We start from the raw sequence: 16,308 nt of genomic DNA on the forward strand, positions 1-16,308 counted from the left end.
ACTATTTTCCGTTCAGCAGTTCTTCGATTTCGGCGGCGGCGTCTTCGGTCGCCTGGTCGACGCTCTTGTCGCCCGAGAGGATGGACTGGATCATTGCCGGGACAGTCTTCTTGGCCTCGACGGCGCCCCAGCCCGGAGCGACGGGAACCGAGGTTCCGGCCTCGACCATCTGGGTGGCGAACGGCTTGACCAACGGGTCATCGGACGCGGCGGCTTCCTCGAGCAGCGAGGCCTGGCCCGGGAAGTAGTTGGTCTGTTCGGCCCACTCGGCCGCCGTCTCGCCGGTGGTCATCATCTCGACGAACTTCCAGGCCAGCTCCTGCTTCTTGGATCCCTCGAAAACGCTCAGGTGGGAGCCGCCCAGGAAGGAGGGGCTGTAGCCGGATTCCGGGGCGGGGATCGGGAAGGCGCCGATCTTGCCCTCGAGGTCGGGGTTCTTCTCGAGGATCGCCGGCATCGCCCAGGATCCCATGGTGGCCATCGACAGGTTGCCCTTGACGAAGTTGTCAAGGACGTCCTTCTCGTTCCAGGTGGTGGCCCCGGCGGAGGACAGCCCGTCCTTTACTGCGAGATCGGTGTAGAACTTCACGCCCTCGCGGGCTTCGGGGGAGTCGAGCCCGGAGGTCCAGGCGTCGCCGTCCTGCTCGGCGAGTTCGGCGCCCGCACCCCAGATGAAAGGGTAGGCCAGGTAGGCGGAGTCGCCGGGGACGGCGAACGGGGTCATCCCGGGCTCCGCCTCCTTCAGGGCAAGGCCCGCCTCCCGCAGCTCCGCCCAGGAGGTGGGCGGAGTCAGGCCGTGCTTTTCGAAGATGTCGGTGCGGTACACGACGGAGCGGACCCCCGCGTACCAGGGCATGCCGTAGAGGCTGTCCTCGAGCGTGCCGGCCTCCTTGAGGCCCTCGACGAGGTCGTCCTTCAACCCGGCGTCCTCGACCTGCCGATCGAGCGGGGCCAGGGCGCCCGCCTCGGCGAACTCGGCGGTCCAGGTGCTTCCGGTTTCGGCGACGTCGGGCGTGGTGTTGCCGGCGATCGAGGTGACAAACTTGTCGTGGGCCTCGGCCCACTGGACGAACTGGACGTCGAGGGTCGCGCCGGTCTCTTCCTTGAACTCGGACTTCACGTCCTCGAAGAAGCTTTCGGCGTCGGGGTTGGTCCCCTCCATAATCCAGACGCTGAGCGTCTCGCCTTCGGCGTCGGAGCCGCCATTTCCACACGCCGTGAGCGCCAGTGCTGCCACTGCGGTTACGGCCATCGAACGCTTGAGTCTTCTCACTTGGTACTGTCCCCTCCATCGCGGCTGGGGCGGTGGCATACGCCACGGCCTCTAGGCTGAAAGTAATCTTCATCACGCGCTAAGTCAACGTAACTGGTTTCCAACCGCGCCGCGTGGCGGGTCCGGCGCCCGCCCGCGAAGTGCGGGATGACACACCCCCGTCCGGCGTGGTGCACTGGCGCCGGGCGTAAAATTATCCTTTTATCCCCACCAAAGGACACAGTGGAAACCGCACGCAATTCCGACCGCCTCCCCGCCGACGCCCTCACGATCCGCCCGGTCCGGCCGCAGGACTACGACGACGTCGCACGCATCACACGCACGGCCTACCTCGAGGCCGGCTACTTCGCCGACGAGGACCACCCCTACATGGCGGTACTCTCGGACGTCGCGCACCGTGCCGAGCACGCCGAGATCTGGGTCGCCGAGCGCGGCGGCACGGTGGTCGGGTCGGTGGCGCTGACGTTCGAGGGCCAGCGGTACACCGACATCGCCATCGCCGGGGAGCTCGAGTTCCGCATGCTCGCCGTCGACCCCGCCGTGCAGCGCGGCGGCATCGGCCGCGCCATGGTCGAGGCGATTCTCGCCCACGCGCGGACCCTGCCCGGCATCAACGCCGTCAGCCTCACCAGCGGATCCAACATGGTGCGCGCGCACCGGCTCTACGAGTCCATGGGCTTCCACCGAGTCCCCGAGCGCGACTGGCTCGTGCCCAACGAGGACATCCTGCTCTGGGTCTTCCGCCTGGAGCTCTAGGGCCGGTGTTCCGAGGGGCTGCCGGGAGGGTTCCGCGGTGCCCGCCCGGGCCCTGTCCGCCCGTAGACTAGAGGCAGACACCCATCCACTTCCAGGGGAGATCCATGGCTGAGATTAACCGTGAGGACGTCGCGCATCTGGCGCGGCTGGCGCACATCGACATGAGTTCCGAGGAACTCGACCGCATGGCCGGCGAGCTGGCCGTCATCGTGGATTCGATCAAGAGCGTCAGCGAGGTGGCCGGCGACGACGTCCCCGCCACCAGCCACCCGATTCCGCTGAGCAACGTCTACCGCGACGACGTCGTGGGGGAGACGCTCAGCAACGAGGAGGCCCTCGCCGGCGCCCCCGACAACGCCGACGGCCGCTTTAGGGTCCCTGCGATCCTGGACGGGGAGTAACCCAATGAGTGAAATCTTCCGCCTGAGCGCCGCCGCGCTCGCCCAGAAGCTGCAGTCGCGCGAGGTCTCCGCCGTCGACGCCACGCAGGCCCACCTCGACCGGATCGCCGCCGTGGACGGCTCGATCAACGCGTTCCTCCATGTCAACACCGAGGAGGCGCTGCTCGTGGCCGCCGAGGTCGACAAGGCGCGCGCCGACGGCGACACCCTGCACCCGCTGGCCGGCGTGCCGATCGCGGTGAAGGACCTCATCGTCACCAAGGGCCAGCCCACCACCGCCGGTTCGAAGATCCTCGAGGGCTGGCACAGCCCCTACGACGCCACGGTGATCCGCCGGCTGCGCGAGGCGCGGATGCCGATCCTGGGCAAGACCAACCTCGACGAGTTCGCCATGGGATCCTCCACCGAGCACTCCGCGTACGGGCCCACCCGCAACCCCTGGGACCTCGACCGCATCCCGGGCGGCTCCGGTGGAGGCTCCGCCGCCGCCGTCGCCGCCTTCGAGGCGCCGCTGGCCCTGGGTACCGACACCGGCGGCTCGATCCGCCAGCCCGGCGCCGTCACCGGCACCGTCGGGGTCAAGCCGACCTACGGCGGCGTCTCGCGCTACGGCGCGATTGCCATGGCGTCCTCGCTGGACCAGATCGGCCCTGTCTCGCGCACCGTGCTCGACTCCGCGCTGCTCCACGAGGTCATCGGCGGCCACGATCCGCACGACTCCACCTCCCTCACCGACCCCGTCGGCGCCCTCGTCGAGGCCGCCCGCCGCGGCGAGGTGAAGGGCCTGCGCGTCGGCGTCATCAAGGAACTCCAGGGCGAGGGCTACCAGACCGGCGTCCTGAACCGCTTCGCGGAATCCCTTGAGCTGCTCCGCGGCGCCGGCGCCGAGATCGTCGAGGTCTCCTGCCCGAACTTCAAGTACGCCCTGGGCGCCTACTACCTGATCATGCCCTCGGAGGCTTCGAGCAACCTCGCCAAGTACGACGGCGTGCGCTTCGGCCTTCGCGTGGTGCCCGAGGGCGCCCCGACGATCGAGCGCGTCATGGGAGCCACCCGCGCCGCCGGCTTCGGCGACGAGGTCAAGCGCCGCATCATCCTGGGCACCTACGCCCTGAGTGCCGGCTACTACGACGCCTACTACGGCTCGGCCCAGAAGGTGCGCACCCTGATCCAGCGCGACTTCGACGCCGCTTTCACCCAGGCCGACGTCCTGATCTCCCCGACGGCGCCCACCACAGCGTTCCGCCTGGGCGAGAAGCTCGACGACCCGCTGGCGATGTACCTCAACGACGTCGCCACCATCCCCGCGAACATGGCGGGCATCCCGGGGCTGTCCCTGCCCAACGGGCTCGCCGACGAGGACAACCTGCCGGTCGGCATCCAGCTGCTGGCCCCTGCGCGCCAGGACGCCCGGCTCTACCGGGTCGGCGCCGTGCTCGAATCACTGCTTGAAGACAAGTGGGGCGGACCGCTGCTGGCCCAGGCCCCCGAGATTGCGGGAGTGAAGTAATGACTGCTGTACACGACGAGGTCCTGTCCTTCGACGAGGCCATGGAAAAGTACGACCCGGCGCTCGGCTTCGAGGTGCACGTCGAGCTGAACACCCGGACCAAGATGTTCTCCTCGGCCCCCAACGGCTTCGGGGACACCCCGAACACCAACATCACCCCGGTGGACCTCGGCCTGCCCGGGGTGCTTCCGGTGGTCAACCGGGTCGCCGTTGAGTCCTCGATCAAGATCGGGCTGGCCCTGGGCTGCAAGATCGCCGAGCGCAGCCACTTCGCCCGGAAGAACTACTTCTACCCCGACACCCCGAAGAACTTCCAGACCTCCCAGTACGACGAGCCGATCGCCTACGACGGCGCCATCGACATCGAACTGGCCGACGGCACCGTGTTCACCGTGGAGATCGAGCGGGCCCACATGGAGGAGGACGCCGGGAAGCTGACCCACATGGGCGGGGCCACCGGCCGCATCCAGGGCGCCGAGTTCTCCCTCGTCGACTACAACCGGGCGGGCGTGCCGCTGGTGGAGATCGTCACCAAGCCCATCCTGGGCGCGGGCCGGCGCGCACCGGAGCTGGCAAAGGCCTACGTGGCGGCCATCCGGGAGATCGTCAAGAACCTCGGGGTCTCCGACGCCCGGATGGAGCGCGGCAATGTCCGCTGCGACGCGAACGTCTCCCTGATGCCCAAGGGCAGCACCACCCTCGGGACCCGCACGGAGACCAAGAACGTGAACTCCCTGCGTTCGGTCGAGCACGCCGTGACCTACGAGATCCAGCGCCACGCCGCCGTCCTGGACTCCGGGGCCGCCATCGTGCAGGAGACCCGCCACTGGCACGAGGACACCCGCTCCACGACCGCCGGCCGGCCCAAGTCCGACGCCGACGACTACCGCTACTTCCCGGAGCCCGACCTCGTCCCGGTCGTCACGAACGACGCCTGGATCGAGAAGCTGCGCTCCGAGCTGCCCGAACCACCCGCCGAGCGCCGCAAGCGCCTCCAGGCCGACTGGGGCTACTCCGACGCCGAGTTCCGCGACGTCGTCAACGCCGGCGTGATGTCCTCGATCGAGGACACGGTCGCCGCCGGCGTCACCCCCGCCGTCGCGCGCAAGTGGTGGATGGGCGAGATCTCCCGCCGCGCCAAGCTCGCCGACGTCGAACCCGCCGAACTGGGCGTCACGCCCGAGCTGATCGTCGAGCTGAACGCCCTGATCGAGTCGGGCAGGATCAACGACAAGCTCTCCCGCGAGGTGCTCGACGGCGTCCTCGCCGGCGAGGGCACCCCCGCCGAGGTCGTCGAGGCACGCGGACTTGAGGTCGTCTCCGACGACGGGCCGCTGCTTGAGGCGATCGACGGGGCCCTGGCGGCCCAGCCGGACGTCGCCGACAAGATCCGCGGCGGCAAGGTCCAGGCCGTTGGAGCGATCGTGGGCGGCGTCATGAAGGCGACCCGCGGACAGGCCGACGCCGGCCGCGTGCGCGAGCTGATCCTGCAGCGCCTCGGCGTCGAGGGCTGACGCTCCGCCCTTCAGCCGTTCCGAACTGCCCACCGACAGCACCCTGTCGGTGGGCAGTTTTGTCTCCCGGTGCTGGTCAGTGGGTAGGAGAGTCGGTGCCTCGAGCAGCGGCAGCCGGAGGTAGCGGGCACCCGCTGGCCCGCCCCGGGGAGCGGACGGCCGTTGACAAGGACCACTGATAATCTTGCGGTGGCTGTCACAACAGCCACCCGAGTTGCACCACCTCCCCGCCGGCAGATCCAGCCGGGCCGGCATGGCGGGTGCGGAAGGAACATGGAGTGAAGGCGCTTTATAAGTCCGGGGCACATCCCGGTTTCGAACTGGTCGACCGCCCGGAGCCGACGGCGGGCCTCGGAGAAGTGAAGATCCGGGTCCTGACCACCGGGATCTGCGGAACCGACCTCCACATCGAGTCCTGGGACCCCTGGGCGCAGGGGATGATCAACGCCCCCCTCATCCCCGGGCACGAGTTCTACGGTGAGGTGGTCGAACTCGGCGGCGGCGTGCGCGACGTGAAGATCGGCGACCGGGTCTCGGGCGAGGGCCACATCGTGTGCGGCATCTGCCGCAACTGCCGGGCCGGACGGCGCCAGATGTGCATCCGCACCTCAAGCGTCGGCGTCCAGCGCGACGGCGCATTCGCCGAATACGTGGTCCTTCCCGAAACCAACGTCTGGGTGCACCACGACGAAATCACCCCCGAGCTCGGCGCCGTCTTCGACCCCTTCGGCAATGCCGTCCACACCGCCCTGAGCTTTCCGCTGGTCGGGGAGGACGTCCTCATCACCGGTGCCGGGCCGATCGGACTGATGGCCGTCGCCGTGGCCCGCCACGCCGGCGCGCGGAAGATCGCCATCACCGACATCGCCGAACCCCGGCTGGAGCTTGCCCGCTCGGTCGGAGCGGACATCGCCATCGACGTCGGCCGTATGCGCATCGCTGAGGCACAGGGCGAACTCGGGATGAAGGAAGGCTTCGATGTCGGCATGGAGATGTCGGGCCACCCCTCGGCCCTGCCCGAAATGATCGACAACATGACCCACGGCGGGCGCATCGCCATGCTCGGGCTTCCGTCGTCGCCGATCTCCATCGACTGGGGCAAGGTCGTCACCCACATGCTCACCCTCAAGGGAATCTACGGGCGCGAGATGTTCGAGACCTGGTACGCGATGAGCGCCATGCTGCAGTCCAACCCGGCCCTGCGCGACGCCGTCGCCAGCGTCGTCACGGACACCCTGCCTGCCTCGGAGTGGCAGGCAGGGTTCGACACCGCCCGCCGCGGCGCAAGCGGCAAGGTGGTCCTCGACTGGACCGCCGTCTAGAACCCGGCCGGCGCCCAGGACCCGGCGGGCGCAGCGGCGCTCCCACGGGCCCGGACCCCGGCCAGCCGTCCAAACCCAGCCATCCCAACCTAGACATTCCAACCAGTCCCCGGCCGTCCCATCCTCCAAGGAGCAGCGACATGTACACCTCCATCCGCGACCAGCTCACCGGCGAGCTTGAGGAGATCCGCAGCGCGGGGCTGTTCAAGCAGGAGCGCACCATCTCCTCGCCCCAGTCCAGCCACATCCGGGCCGGGCTGCGCACCGGTGGATCCGCCGATGTCCTCAACTTCTGCGCCAACAACTACCTGGGCCTTGCGGACCACCCCCGGATCATCGAGGCCGCCAAGACCGCGCTGGACGAGCGCGGGTTCGGCATGGCCTCGGTGCGCTTCATCTGCGGCACCCAGGACCTCCACCTCGAGCTCGAACGGCGGGTGTCGCAGTTCCTGGGCACCGACGACACCATCCTCTTCTCCTCCTGCTTCGACGCCAACGGGGGAGTGTTCGAATCCCTGCTCTCGGCCGAGGACGCCGTCATCTCCGACGCGCTGAACCACGCCTCGATCATCGACGGCATCCGGCTGAGCAAGGCCCAGCGGTTCCGGTACGCCAACCGGGACATGGCCGACCTCGAGGCGAAGCTCCAGGAAACCTCCTCGGCGCGGCGCCGCCTCATCGTCACCGACGGCATCTTCTCCATGGACGGCTACCTCGCACCGCTGGAGGCCATCTGCGACCTCGCCGAGAAGTACGACGCGATGGTCATGGTCGATGACTCCCACGCCGTCGGCTTCATGGGCCCCACCGGTGCCGGCACCCCGGAACACGCAGGCGTCGGGCACCGGGTCGACATCTACACCGGGACCTTCGGCAAGGCCCTGGGCGGGGCGTCGGGCGGTTATGTCGCGGCCCGCCGGGAGATCGTCGAGGTGCTCCGCCAGCGCGCCCGGCCCTACCTGTTCTCCAACTCGCTGGCGCCCTCCATCGTCGCCGCGACCCTGACCGCCCTCGACCTGGTCCAGAACAGCGCCGAACTGCGCGCCACCCTCGCCGGCAACGCCGCCCACTTCCGCCGCCGCATGACGGAGGAGGGCTTCGAACTGCTCGAGGGCGAGCACGCCATCGTTCCGGTCATGTTCGGCGACGCCGTGCTGGCGGCGAAGACCGCCGACGCCATGCTGGCCCACGGGGTCTTCGTCACGGCCTTCAGCTACCCGGTGGTGCCCAAGGGTGCGGCACGGATCCGCGTGCAGCTTTCCGCGGCGCACAGCAGCGAGGACATCGAGGCCTGCGTCCGGGCGTTCGTCGCCGCCCGCTCCGAGGCCGCGGCCGGCTAGCGGCCGCCGCCGGGCGGTCCCCACCGTCGGGGCCCGCCCGGGCCGGCGAAGAATGCCCCCGGACGCCGGCGGGATGTGCCTAGGATGGCGCCATGAGCCTTACCTGCGATGTCCTCATTGTCGGCGGCGGCATCGCGGGCCTGTCGCTGGCGTCGGAACTGGCCACCACGGGCGGCCCCACGGTGGTGCTGGCGGAGGCGGAACCGACGCTCGGCTACCACACCTCGTCGAGGTCGGCCCGGCAGTTGAACCCCAGCTATGGTCCACCGGTGGTGCGCCGGCTCACCGCCCGCACGCTGGGGCTCCTCGACGGTGTCCAGGCGCGGACCGGCCTCGCGCTCACCGCGCCGCGGAGCTACCTGCTGATCGGCAGCGAGACCGACGTCGCCGCCCGGGCCGGGGGATCGATGCACCGGATACCGTCCGCCGAGGCCCTGCGGCTGTGTCCGCAGCTGCTGCCGGAAACCTTCGAGGCTGCGGCGGTCGACACCAGCTGCGTGGGGACGGACACCGACGCCCTGCTTGAATACCACCGGTCTGCCGCCGTCTCGGCCGGGGCGGGCATCCTCACCGGAGCCCGGGTCACGGCGGCCGGCCGGACCGGAGGGGGGTGGCGGGTCCGGGTGGGGGAGCAGGACATCAGCGCCGGCGTCGTGGTCAACGCCGCGGGCGCCTGGGCCGACGGGCTCGCGGAGCTGTGCGGGGCGCAGCCCCGCGGCCTGGTGCCCTACCGGCGCACCGCGGCGATCGTCCGGGTGGCCTCGCAGCCGCTGCCGGGCACGCCGATGGTCGCCTCGGCCGATGACTCCTTCTACTTCCGCCGGGACGACGCCGGCGTGCTGATCTCACCGTGTGAGAGCGTCCCCAGCGCCGCCGAGGATGCCCGCCCCGACCCGGAGGAGGTCGAGGCGCTGATCCGGCGGCTCAACCGGTTCACGGCCCTCGGCATCGCCGGCGTCCTCCGCTCGTGGACCGGGCTGCGGACCTCCCCGGCCGATGGCGTTCCCGTGGTCGGGTTCGACCCGGACGCCGACGGCTTCTTCTGGCTGGCGGGCCAGGGCGGCTACGGCTTCCAGACATCCTCGGCCATCGCCGAGCTCGCCGCGGCGCAGCTGACAGGGCGGGAGCCGGAGGACGCGCCGGCCGGGCTCGAACTCGCGCCCGCCCGCCTCAGCCCCGATGGGCCCCCCGACCGGCGGAAAGTTCCGTAAAGTAATGCCCCAAGACGTACCGGCGGTCCGGCCGTTGGTACCGTGGGCCGGCACGGGCCTCAGCATTCGAGGGAACGGGATCGAATCATGTCTTCAAGCGGCGGGACCACAGCCATCGTTGCGGCGCTGGCTGCCGACCTCGCCATCGGGGTTCCGGGCCGGGCGGCGGCACCGCGGCACAGGCATAGGATTGTCGAATGAACGTTGATGAAGTCCCACTGCCCGGGATCGGGGTCCGCAGGGATATCGAAACCTCGTCAGGCCGCCGGATCGGCATTGTCGCGCACCGCGAGGGGAGCCTTGACCTCATTATCTCGGCGGCCAACGACCCCGACGCCTGCGTCGCCTCGATCCCCCTGACCCCCGATGAGGCCGCGACAATCGGGAACCTGCTGGGCGCACGGCAGCTCGTGGCCCGGCTGACCGAGGAACACCGCGACCTGCCCGGGGTCACCACCCGCCAGTTCCTGGTGGAGCGCGGCTCGCCCTTCGACGGGCGATCCCTCGGCGAGACGCGCATGCGCTCGCGGTCCGGCGCGTCGGTGGTGGCGGTGCTCAGTTCCGGTGAGGTCCAGGCCTCGCCGACTCCGGATTTCGTCCTCGCCGCCGGCGACCTCCTGGTCGTTGTCGGCACCTCCGAAGGCTTGGACACCGCCGCGAAAATTCTCCGGCACGGCTGATCGGTGCACACAACCGCAATAACGCTGATTGAACTCGGCGCTGTCCTGCTGTGCCTTGGCGCCCTCGGCCGCCTGGCCGCACGCTTCGGACTGTCGCCGATCCCGCTGTACCTGGTCGGGGGACTCTTCTTCGGCCAGGGCGGGTTCCTTGCCCTCGAGGGCCTCGAACGCTTCAGTGAGGTGGCCAGCGAAATCGGGGTGGTGCTTCTGCTGCTGATGCTGGGCCTTGAGTACTCGGCGAAGGAACTCGTCACCGGGATGCGGCAGTCCTGGATGGCCGGCGTCCTCGATATTGTCCTGAACGCCGTCCCCGGGGCCGCAGTCGCGCTCCTGCTTGGCTGGGGCCCGGTCGGCGCCCTGGTGATGGGCGGGGTGACCTATATTTCCTCCTCGGGCATCGCGGCGAAGGTGATCTCCGACCTCGGCCGCCTCGGCAACAGGGAAACCCCGACGGTCCTGGCGATCCTCGTGTTCGAGGACCTCGCCATGGCGATCTACCTGCCGGTGCTCACCGCGGTGCTCGCCGGACTCAGCTTTGCCGGCGGGCTCCAGGCCGTGGGGATCTCCCTGGTGGTGGTGACCCTCGTCCTGGTCGTCGCCCTGCGCTGGGGCAACGTGGTTTCGGCGATCGTCGACAGCAAAGACCGCGAGGTCTTCCTGCTGACCCTCATCGGGGCCGCACTGCTCGTAGCCGGCCTCGCCTCGACCCTGCAGGTGTCGGCCGCCGTGGGCGCCTTCCTGCTGGGCATCGCCATTTCGGGGGCGACGGCCGAAAACGCCTCACGCGTGCTTGAGCCCCTGCGCGACCTCTTCGCCGCGATCTTCTTCGTGGTCTTCGGCCTGAACACCGATCCGTCATCGATCCCGCCCGTCCTGGGGTGGGCCGTCGTGCTGGCGGTTGTCACGGCCGCGACGAAGATCGCCACCGGCTGGTGGGCCGCGGCCCGCCGCGGCATCAAGCCCCGGGGCCGGGCACGGGCGGGGACGGCGCTGGTGGCCCGCGGCGAGTTCTCCATCGTGATCGCCGGGCTGGCCGTGGCCTCCGGCGCGGTGGTTCCGGAGATCGCCGCGCTGGCAACGACCTACGTGCTGATCATGGCGATCCTCGGGCCGGTCCTGGCCCGGCTGGCCGAGCCGGTGATGGACCGGCTGATGCGCCGCACGGATCCGAAAACCGGCCGTGCCGATGGGATCCCGGCCGGCCGCTGACCCCTCGCGCCCGGCGGGCCCGCCCTCAGTCGAAGATTCTGCCGATCGGTTCCCGCTTCTCGGCCTGGAACCGGTCCTCGGCCCGGCCGTAGGCCCAGTAGCCCGAGAGGGAGACCTGGGCGCGCTCGAGGCCGCGCTGGGTGAACAGGACATCGCGCAGCGCCTTCATGGCCCCGCGCTCACCGTGGACGAACGCCTCGACCCGGCCCTCGGGCCACCGGGCGTCGGCGACCGCGTCGGCGAGCAGCGACGTCGTCCCGGCCGGCCGGCCGCGCCGGAACAGCCAGCGCAGGTCGACGCCGGCCGGGGCCTGGAGCGGGAGGATGTCCGCCTCGTCGTCCACCTCGAGCCACGCGATGCCGGTGGCGGTCTCCGGGAGCGCCTCGAGGCCCGCGGCGATGGCGGGAAGGGCCGCCTCGTCGCCGGCGAAGAGGTACCAGTCGGCGTCTGGCTTCGGCGTCCACGCCCCCGAGGGGCCCATCAGCACCAGCGGGTCCCCGGGCCGGGCGCGGGCCGCCCACGGTCCGGCGATTCCCTCGTCGCCGTGGACGACGAAGTCGATGGCGAGCAGTTGCCGCTCCCGGTCCATCCACCGCACGGTGTAGGTCCGCTTGACGGGCAGGTCCCCGGGCGGAAGCTGCCCAGCGAGCGCCTCGAGGTCGTAGGGGGGAACGAGCCCAAGCTCCGGGCGTGCGAAGAGCAGCTTGACGTACCGGTCGGTGTGATCGTTCTCGAGGAGCTTGGGAAAGGCCTCGCCGCCGGCGATGACGCGGACCAGATGCGGGCCGAGCCGGATCGTCTCAAGGACGCTGAGCACCACCTGGGGGCGGGGCTTTCGAATGGCGGGTGCGCTCATGGGGTACGGCTCGCTTCCGGGAGGGATTGGTAAGCCAACCCTAACAAACCCGCCGCCCGCAGCCCGCCGCCGTTCCCGGGTCTACGCCAGTGCGGCCCCGATCGTTTCCTCGACGGCGGCGATCAGCGATCCGTTGTCGACGAGCACGCGTGCCGCCTCGATCTCCGGCGCAAGGTAGCGGTCGGTGCCCGGGCCTTCGATGTCCCGGCGCAGCACCTGGCGCGCGGCGGTGATGGCCGCGGAGCTGCGTGCCGTGGCGAGGCCGCCGTCGCGCAGGTCGAGGGCGCGGGCCGCGGTGAGGATTTCGATGGCCAGGACCCGGGTGAGCCCGTCGAGGGAGCGGCGCAGCTTCAGTCCGGCGGACCAGCCCATGGAAACATGGTCCTCCTGCATGGCCGAGGAGGGGATGGAGTCGACCGACGCCGGGTTGGCGAGCCGCTTGAGTTCCGAGACGATGCCGGCCTGGGTGTACTGGGCGATCATGTGGCCCGAGTCGACGCCGGGGTCGTCGGCGAGGAACGCATTCAGGCCGTGGTTGCGGGCCTTGTCGAGGAACCGGTCGGTGCGGCGTTCGCTCATCGAGGCGACGTCGGCGACGGCGATGGCGAGGAAGTCGAGGACGTAGCCGACCGGTGCGCCATGGAAGTTGCCGTTGGACTCGATCCTGCCGTCCGGCGTGATCACGGGGTTGTCGATGGCCGACCCGAGCTCGATGCCGGCCACGTACTCGCCGTGGGCGAGGGTGGCCCGTGCGGCGCCGTGGACCTGCGGGGCGCACCGCAGCGAGTAGGCGTCCTGGACCCGGGTGAAGCGGTGGCGTCCGGTTTCGGCGGTCAGTTCCCCGGCGATCAGTGCCGAGTCCGCAAGGAGGGCTCGGATGTTCGCGGCGGAGTCGCGCTGGCCGGGGTGCGGGCGCAGGTCGTGCAGGTCGGCGGCGAAGACGGCGTCGGTGCACAGCAGGCCCTCAACGCTCATGGCGGCGGCGAGGTCGGCCGTCTTCAGCAGCCGGTGCAGGTCGGCCGAGGCGAGCACCAGCATGCCCAGCATGCCGTCGGTGCCGTTGATCAGGGCCAGGCCCTCCTTCTCCCGCAGTTCGACCGGCGCGATGCCGGCAGCGGCGAGGGCCTCGGCGGCGGTGGTGAGGACCCCCCCGCGGGTGCGCACCGATCCCTCGCCCATCAGGGCCAGCGCCACGTGGGAAAGCGGGGCGAGGTCCCCCGAGCAGCCGAGGGAGCCGTACTCGCCGATCACCGGGGTGATGCCCGCGTTGAGCATCGCCGCATAGGTCTCGGCGACGACGGGCCGGACGCCGGTGCGCCCGGTGGCCATCGTGGAGAGGCGCCCGAGCATCAGCCCGCGCACCACCTCCCGGTCGACCTCCGCGCCGGAGGAGGCGGCGTGGCTGCGGATGAGGCTGCGCTGCAGCTGCGTGCGCTGGGCCGGGGGGATGTGCTTCGTGGCAAGGGCACCGAACCCCGTTGAGACCCCGTAGTGCGGGGTGGTGTCCCCGGCGAGCTGCTCCACGACCTGCCGGGAGGCGGCCATGGCCTCCAGCGCCCCGGAGGTGAGGGCCACCGGTGCGCCGTGCCGGGCGATGGAGACGACCTCCGACGGCGCCAGCGGGCCGGTGCCGAGGAGGACGGTGCCCGTCGGAGCAGCGCCGGTGGAGGCGGTGCCTGCGGGAAGGGTGCCGGTGGCGGAGTGCTCTGCAGTCATTCGGTGGCCTCGCTTTGCGTGGCACTCAAGGGATTGCTCCTGAGTATTGCCATTGAGTGAAAATGGAGTTTCAATAAGTGAAATACACATCCGACCTGGACGCAAGGGGATACCGGTGGCCGATACTTCGACCCGGACCGTCGAGCGGGCGCTGCAGCTCCTGGGCGCCGTCTGCGAACGGGGCACTCTCACCCTGGCGGAGGCCGCCCGGGACGCGGGACTCTCCGCCTCCACCGCCCTGCGCCTGCTGCGGACCCTCGAGTCGACGGGATTCGTCCGCCGGGACGACGCCGGAGGCTACCGACCGGGCCTGCGGGTCGTACAGCTCGGCGCCCAGGCCCTGAGCTCCGAGTCGCTGGTCTCCCTCGCCGAGGGTTCCCTCGACCGGCTGGTCCGCCTCACCGGTGAGTCGGCCTACCTCAGCGTGCCCTCCCACGACGCACACGGCATCTACCTCGCCGTCCGGGAGGGCACCCACTCGGTCCGGCACGCGAGCTGGGTCGGCCGCAGCATTCCCCTCAAGGGGACCGCCGTTGGCGCAGTGCTCTCCGGAGCGACGCCGCCGGCCGGGTTCGTCGTGGTGCGTGACGGCGTCGAGGCCGACGTCACCGCCATCGCCGCCCCGGTGCACGCCGGCGGCCGGATCGCCGCCGCGCTCAGCGTCGTCGTCCCCAGCTACCGCATCAGCGAAGACGAAGCCGCCGGAATCGGGAAGCAGGTGGCCCGCGAGGCCGCGGCCATCCTCCCCGGCACCGCCCGAACAACCGAAGGAGAAACAGCATGAGCACACCCGAGGCCACTGCCCCGACTCCCCGCGCCACCACCTCCGACCCCTCCCGCGAGATCCGCGCCGCCCGCGGCACGGCACGCACGGCCAAGAGCTGGCAGACCGAGGCGCCGCTGCGCATGCTCATGAACAACCTGGACCCGGAGGTGGCCGAACGCCCCGAGGACCTCGTCGTCTACGGCGGCACGGGGCGCGCGGCCCGCAGCTGGGAGGCCTACGACGCCATCGTGGCCTCCCTGGAGGACCTCGAGGACGACGAAACCCTGCTGGTGCAGTCGGGCAAGCCCGTGGGCATCTTCCACACCAACCCCTGGGCCCCGCGGGTGCTGCTGGCGAACTCCAACCTCGTCGGCGACTGGGCCACCTGGCCGGAGTTCCGCCGGCTCGAGGCCGAAGGGCTCATGATGTACGGGCAGATGACCGCCGGCTCCTGGATCTACATCGGCACCCAGGGCATCCTGCAGGGCACCTTCGAGACCTTCGCCGCCATCGCCGCCAAGCGCTTCGGCGGAACCCTCGCCGGGACCCTCACCCTCACCGCCGGGTGCGGCGGCATGGGCGGGGCCCAGCCGCTGGCCGTCACCCTCAACGGGGGAGCGGTGCTGATCGTCGACGTCGATGAATCGCGCCTGCGCCGCCGCGTCGCCAAGCGCTACCTCGACACCGTCGCGGACTCGCTGGACGACGCCGTCGCACAGGTCCTCGCCGCCAAGGAAGAGAAGCGCGCGCTGTCCGTCGGGGTGGTAGGCAACGCCGCCGAGGTCTTCCCGGAGCTGCTCCGGCGCGGCACAGCCATCGACATCGTCACCGACCAGACCTCCGCCCACGACCCGCTGAGCTACCTACCCGAAGGGGTAGCCCTCGCGGACTGGGCCCGGGAGGCCGACGCCGATCCGGTGGGCTTCACCAAGAAGGCGCAGGCCTCGATGGCCCGCCACGTCGAGGCGATGGTCGGGTTCCTGGACGCCGGCGCCGAGGTCTTCGACTACGGCAACTCGATCCGCGACGAGGCCCGCACCGGCGGCTACGCCCGCGCGTTCGATTTCCCCGGCTTCGTCCCCGCCTACATCCGCCCCCTGTTCTGCGAGGGCCTCGGGCCGTTCCGCTGGGTCGCCCTCTCCGGCGACCCGGCCGACATCGCGGTCACCGACGCGGCCCTGAAGGAGCTCTTCCCGGACAACACGCACCTTCACCGCTGGCTCGACGCCGCCGCCAAGCACGTCGAGTTCGAGGGCCTGCCGGCGCGCATCTGCTGGCTCGGCTACGGCGACCGCGCCAAGGCCGGGCTGCTCTTCAACCGCCTCGTCGCAGAGGGGAAGGTGTCGGCGCCGATCGTCATCGGCCGGGACCACCTCGACTCGGGCTCGGTCGCCTCGCCCTACCGGGAGACCGAAGCCATGGCCGACGGCTCGGACGCCGTCGCCGACTGGCCGCTGCTCAACGCCCTGCTCAACACCTCCTCCGGCGCCACCTGGGTTTCGATCCACCACGGCGGCGGGGTCGGCATCGGCCGCTCCATCCACGCCGGGCAGGTCTCGGTGGCCGACGGCACCGACCTCGCGGCCCAGAAGCTCGAGCGGCTGCTGACCAACGACCCGGGCATGGGCGTGATCCGCCACGTCGACGCCGGCTACCCCCGGGCGGTCGAGGTCGCCGCCGAGCGCGGCGTGCGGATCCCGATGCAGGACTAACGCGGCGGGCAGCCCGCCAGTCAGGCTCCCCGCTGCCGACCT

At 70.6% G+C, this 16,308-nt stretch carries 14 protein-coding genes; 11 read left to right on the top strand and 3 right to left on the bottom strand.

Annotated features, from left to right (window positions below):
- Position 1 precedes the first annotated feature (1 nt).
- The gene (locus ACX80W_RS08545; RefSeq protein WP_459282288.1) at positions 2 to 1,252 is read right to left on the bottom strand and encodes a sugar ABC transporter substrate-binding protein; all 1,251 of its coding nucleotides are present in this window, start codon (positions 1,250 to 1,252) and stop codon (positions 2 to 4) included.
- A gap of 243 nt (positions 1,253 to 1,495) precedes the next feature.
- Here ACX80W_RS08545 and ACX80W_RS08550 point away from each other — a divergent pair, with 243 nt between their 5' ends.
- The 9 genes from ACX80W_RS08550 to ACX80W_RS08590 all read left to right on the top strand — a co-directional run bounded on the left by ACX80W_RS08550 (position 1,496) and on the right by ACX80W_RS08590 (position 11,216).
- Positions 1,496 to 2,029, top strand: a complete 534-nt coding sequence (locus ACX80W_RS08550; protein WP_459282290.1) for a GNAT family N-acetyltransferase — start codon at positions 1,496 to 1,498, stop codon at positions 2,027 to 2,029.
- Positions 2,030 to 2,133: 104 nt separating this feature from the next.
- A complete protein-coding gene (gatC, locus tag ACX80W_RS08555) occupies positions 2,134 to 2,430 on the top strand; it encodes an Asp-tRNA(Asn)/Glu-tRNA(Gln) amidotransferase subunit GatC (protein WP_120166793.1) in 297 nt (98 codons plus the stop codon).
- A 4-nt stretch (positions 2,431 to 2,434) separates the two neighbouring features.
- A complete protein-coding gene (gatA, locus tag ACX80W_RS08560) occupies positions 2,435 to 3,940 on the top strand; it encodes an Asp-tRNA(Asn)/Glu-tRNA(Gln) amidotransferase subunit GatA (RefSeq protein ID WP_459282293.1) in 1,506 nt (501 codons plus the stop codon).
- Positions 3,940 to 5,454, top strand: a complete 1,515-nt coding sequence (gatB, locus tag ACX80W_RS08565) for an Asp-tRNA(Asn)/Glu-tRNA(Gln) amidotransferase subunit GatB (protein WP_459282295.1) — start codon at positions 3,940 to 3,942, stop codon at positions 5,452 to 5,454. Before gatA ends, gatB begins: the two co-directional genes overlap by 1 nt.
- A gap of 278 nt (positions 5,455 to 5,732) precedes the next feature.
- A complete protein-coding gene (gene tdh / locus ACX80W_RS08570; RefSeq protein WP_459282297.1) occupies positions 5,733 to 6,776 on the top strand; it encodes an L-threonine 3-dehydrogenase, zinc-binding type in 1,044 nt (347 codons plus the stop codon).
- Positions 6,777 to 6,916: 140 nt separating this feature from the next.
- Positions 6,917 to 8,116, top strand: a complete 1,200-nt coding sequence (kbl, locus tag ACX80W_RS08575; protein WP_459282299.1) for a glycine C-acetyltransferase — start codon at positions 6,917 to 6,919, stop codon at positions 8,114 to 8,116.
- A 92-nt stretch (positions 8,117 to 8,208) separates the two neighbouring features.
- A complete protein-coding gene (locus ACX80W_RS08580) occupies positions 8,209 to 9,327 on the top strand; it encodes an NAD(P)/FAD-dependent oxidoreductase (RefSeq protein ID WP_459282301.1) in 1,119 nt (372 codons plus the stop codon).
- 197 nt (positions 9,328 to 9,524) lie between these two features.
- Positions 9,525 to 10,007: a cation:proton antiporter regulatory subunit gene (locus ACX80W_RS08585; RefSeq protein ID WP_120166782.1), complete on the top strand. Its 483-nt coding sequence runs from the start codon at positions 9,525 to 9,527 to the stop codon at positions 10,005 to 10,007.
- A 3-nt stretch (positions 10,008 to 10,010) separates the two neighbouring features.
- Complete coding sequence (locus tag ACX80W_RS08590; protein WP_459282303.1) at positions 10,011 to 11,216, top strand: cation:proton antiporter; 1,206 nt, start codon at positions 10,011 to 10,013, stop codon at positions 11,214 to 11,216.
- A gap of 25 nt (positions 11,217 to 11,241) precedes the next feature.
- Here the strand turns inward: ACX80W_RS08590 and ACX80W_RS08595 are convergent, their stop codons facing one another.
- On the bottom strand, positions 11,242 to 12,072 hold the full coding sequence (locus ACX80W_RS08595; protein WP_459282305.1) for a siderophore-interacting protein: 831 nt from the start codon (positions 12,070 to 12,072) through the stop codon (positions 11,242 to 11,244).
- An 81-nt stretch (positions 12,073 to 12,153) separates the two neighbouring features.
- Positions 12,154 to 13,788 carry a histidine ammonia-lyase gene (gene hutH, locus ACX80W_RS08600; RefSeq protein ID WP_459282307.1) on the bottom strand — a complete coding sequence of 545 codons (1,635 nt, stop codon included), beginning with the start codon at positions 13,786 to 13,788 and terminating at the stop codon, positions 12,154 to 12,156.
- 115 nt (positions 13,789 to 13,903) lie between these two features.
- Here hutH and ACX80W_RS08605 point away from each other — a divergent pair, with 115 nt between their 5' ends.
- Together ACX80W_RS08605 and hutU are read left to right on the top strand one after the other, a co-directional pair.
- The gene (locus ACX80W_RS08605) at positions 13,904 to 14,572 is read left to right on the top strand and encodes an IclR family transcriptional regulator (RefSeq protein WP_459282309.1); all 669 of its coding nucleotides are present in this window, start codon (positions 13,904 to 13,906) and stop codon (positions 14,570 to 14,572) included.
- The gene (gene hutU / locus ACX80W_RS08610) at positions 14,569 to 16,266 is read left to right on the top strand and encodes a urocanate hydratase (protein WP_459282311.1); all 1,698 of its coding nucleotides are present in this window, start codon (positions 14,569 to 14,571) and stop codon (positions 16,264 to 16,266) included. Before ACX80W_RS08605 ends, hutU begins: the two co-directional genes overlap by 4 nt.
- Positions 16,267 to 16,308: the final 42 nt, after the last annotated feature.

The sequence above is a fragment of the Arthrobacter melezitosi genome, from assembly GCF_054511055.1.

Bases quoted from the DNA above. Each gene is read 5' to 3' on its own strand.
- ACX80W_RS08585 (WP_120166782.1), top strand. From the start codon at position 9,525: ATGAACGTTGATGAAGTCCCACTGCCCGGGATCGGGGTCCGCAGGGAT.
- gatC (WP_120166793.1), top strand. From the start codon at position 2,134: ATGGCTGAGATTAACCGTGAGGACGTCGCGCATCTGGCGCGGCTGGCG.
- ACX80W_RS08595 (WP_459282305.1), bottom strand. From the start codon at position 12,072: ATGAGCGCACCCGCCATTCGAAAGCCCCGCCCCCAGGTGGTGCTCAGC.
- gatB (WP_459282295.1), top strand. From the start codon at position 3,940: ATGACTGCTGTACACGACGAGGTCCTGTCCTTCGACGAGGCCATGGAA.
- ACX80W_RS08580 (WP_459282301.1), top strand. From the start codon at position 8,209: ATGAGCCTTACCTGCGATGTCCTCATTGTCGGCGGCGGCATCGCGGGC.
- gatA (WP_459282293.1), top strand. From the start codon at position 2,435: ATGAGTGAAATCTTCCGCCTGAGCGCCGCCGCGCTCGCCCAGAAGCTG.
- hutU (WP_459282311.1), top strand. From the start codon at position 14,569: ATGAGCACACCCGAGGCCACTGCCCCGACTCCCCGCGCCACCACCTCC.
- hutH (WP_459282307.1), bottom strand. From the start codon at position 13,788: ATGACTGCAGAGCACTCCGCCACCGGCACCCTTCCCGCAGGCACCGCC.
- ACX80W_RS08545 (WP_459282288.1), bottom strand. From the start codon at position 1,252: ATGGCCGTAACCGCAGTGGCAGCACTGGCGCTCACGGCGTGTGGAAAT.
- kbl (WP_459282299.1), top strand. From the start codon at position 6,917: ATGTACACCTCCATCCGCGACCAGCTCACCGGCGAGCTTGAGGAGATC.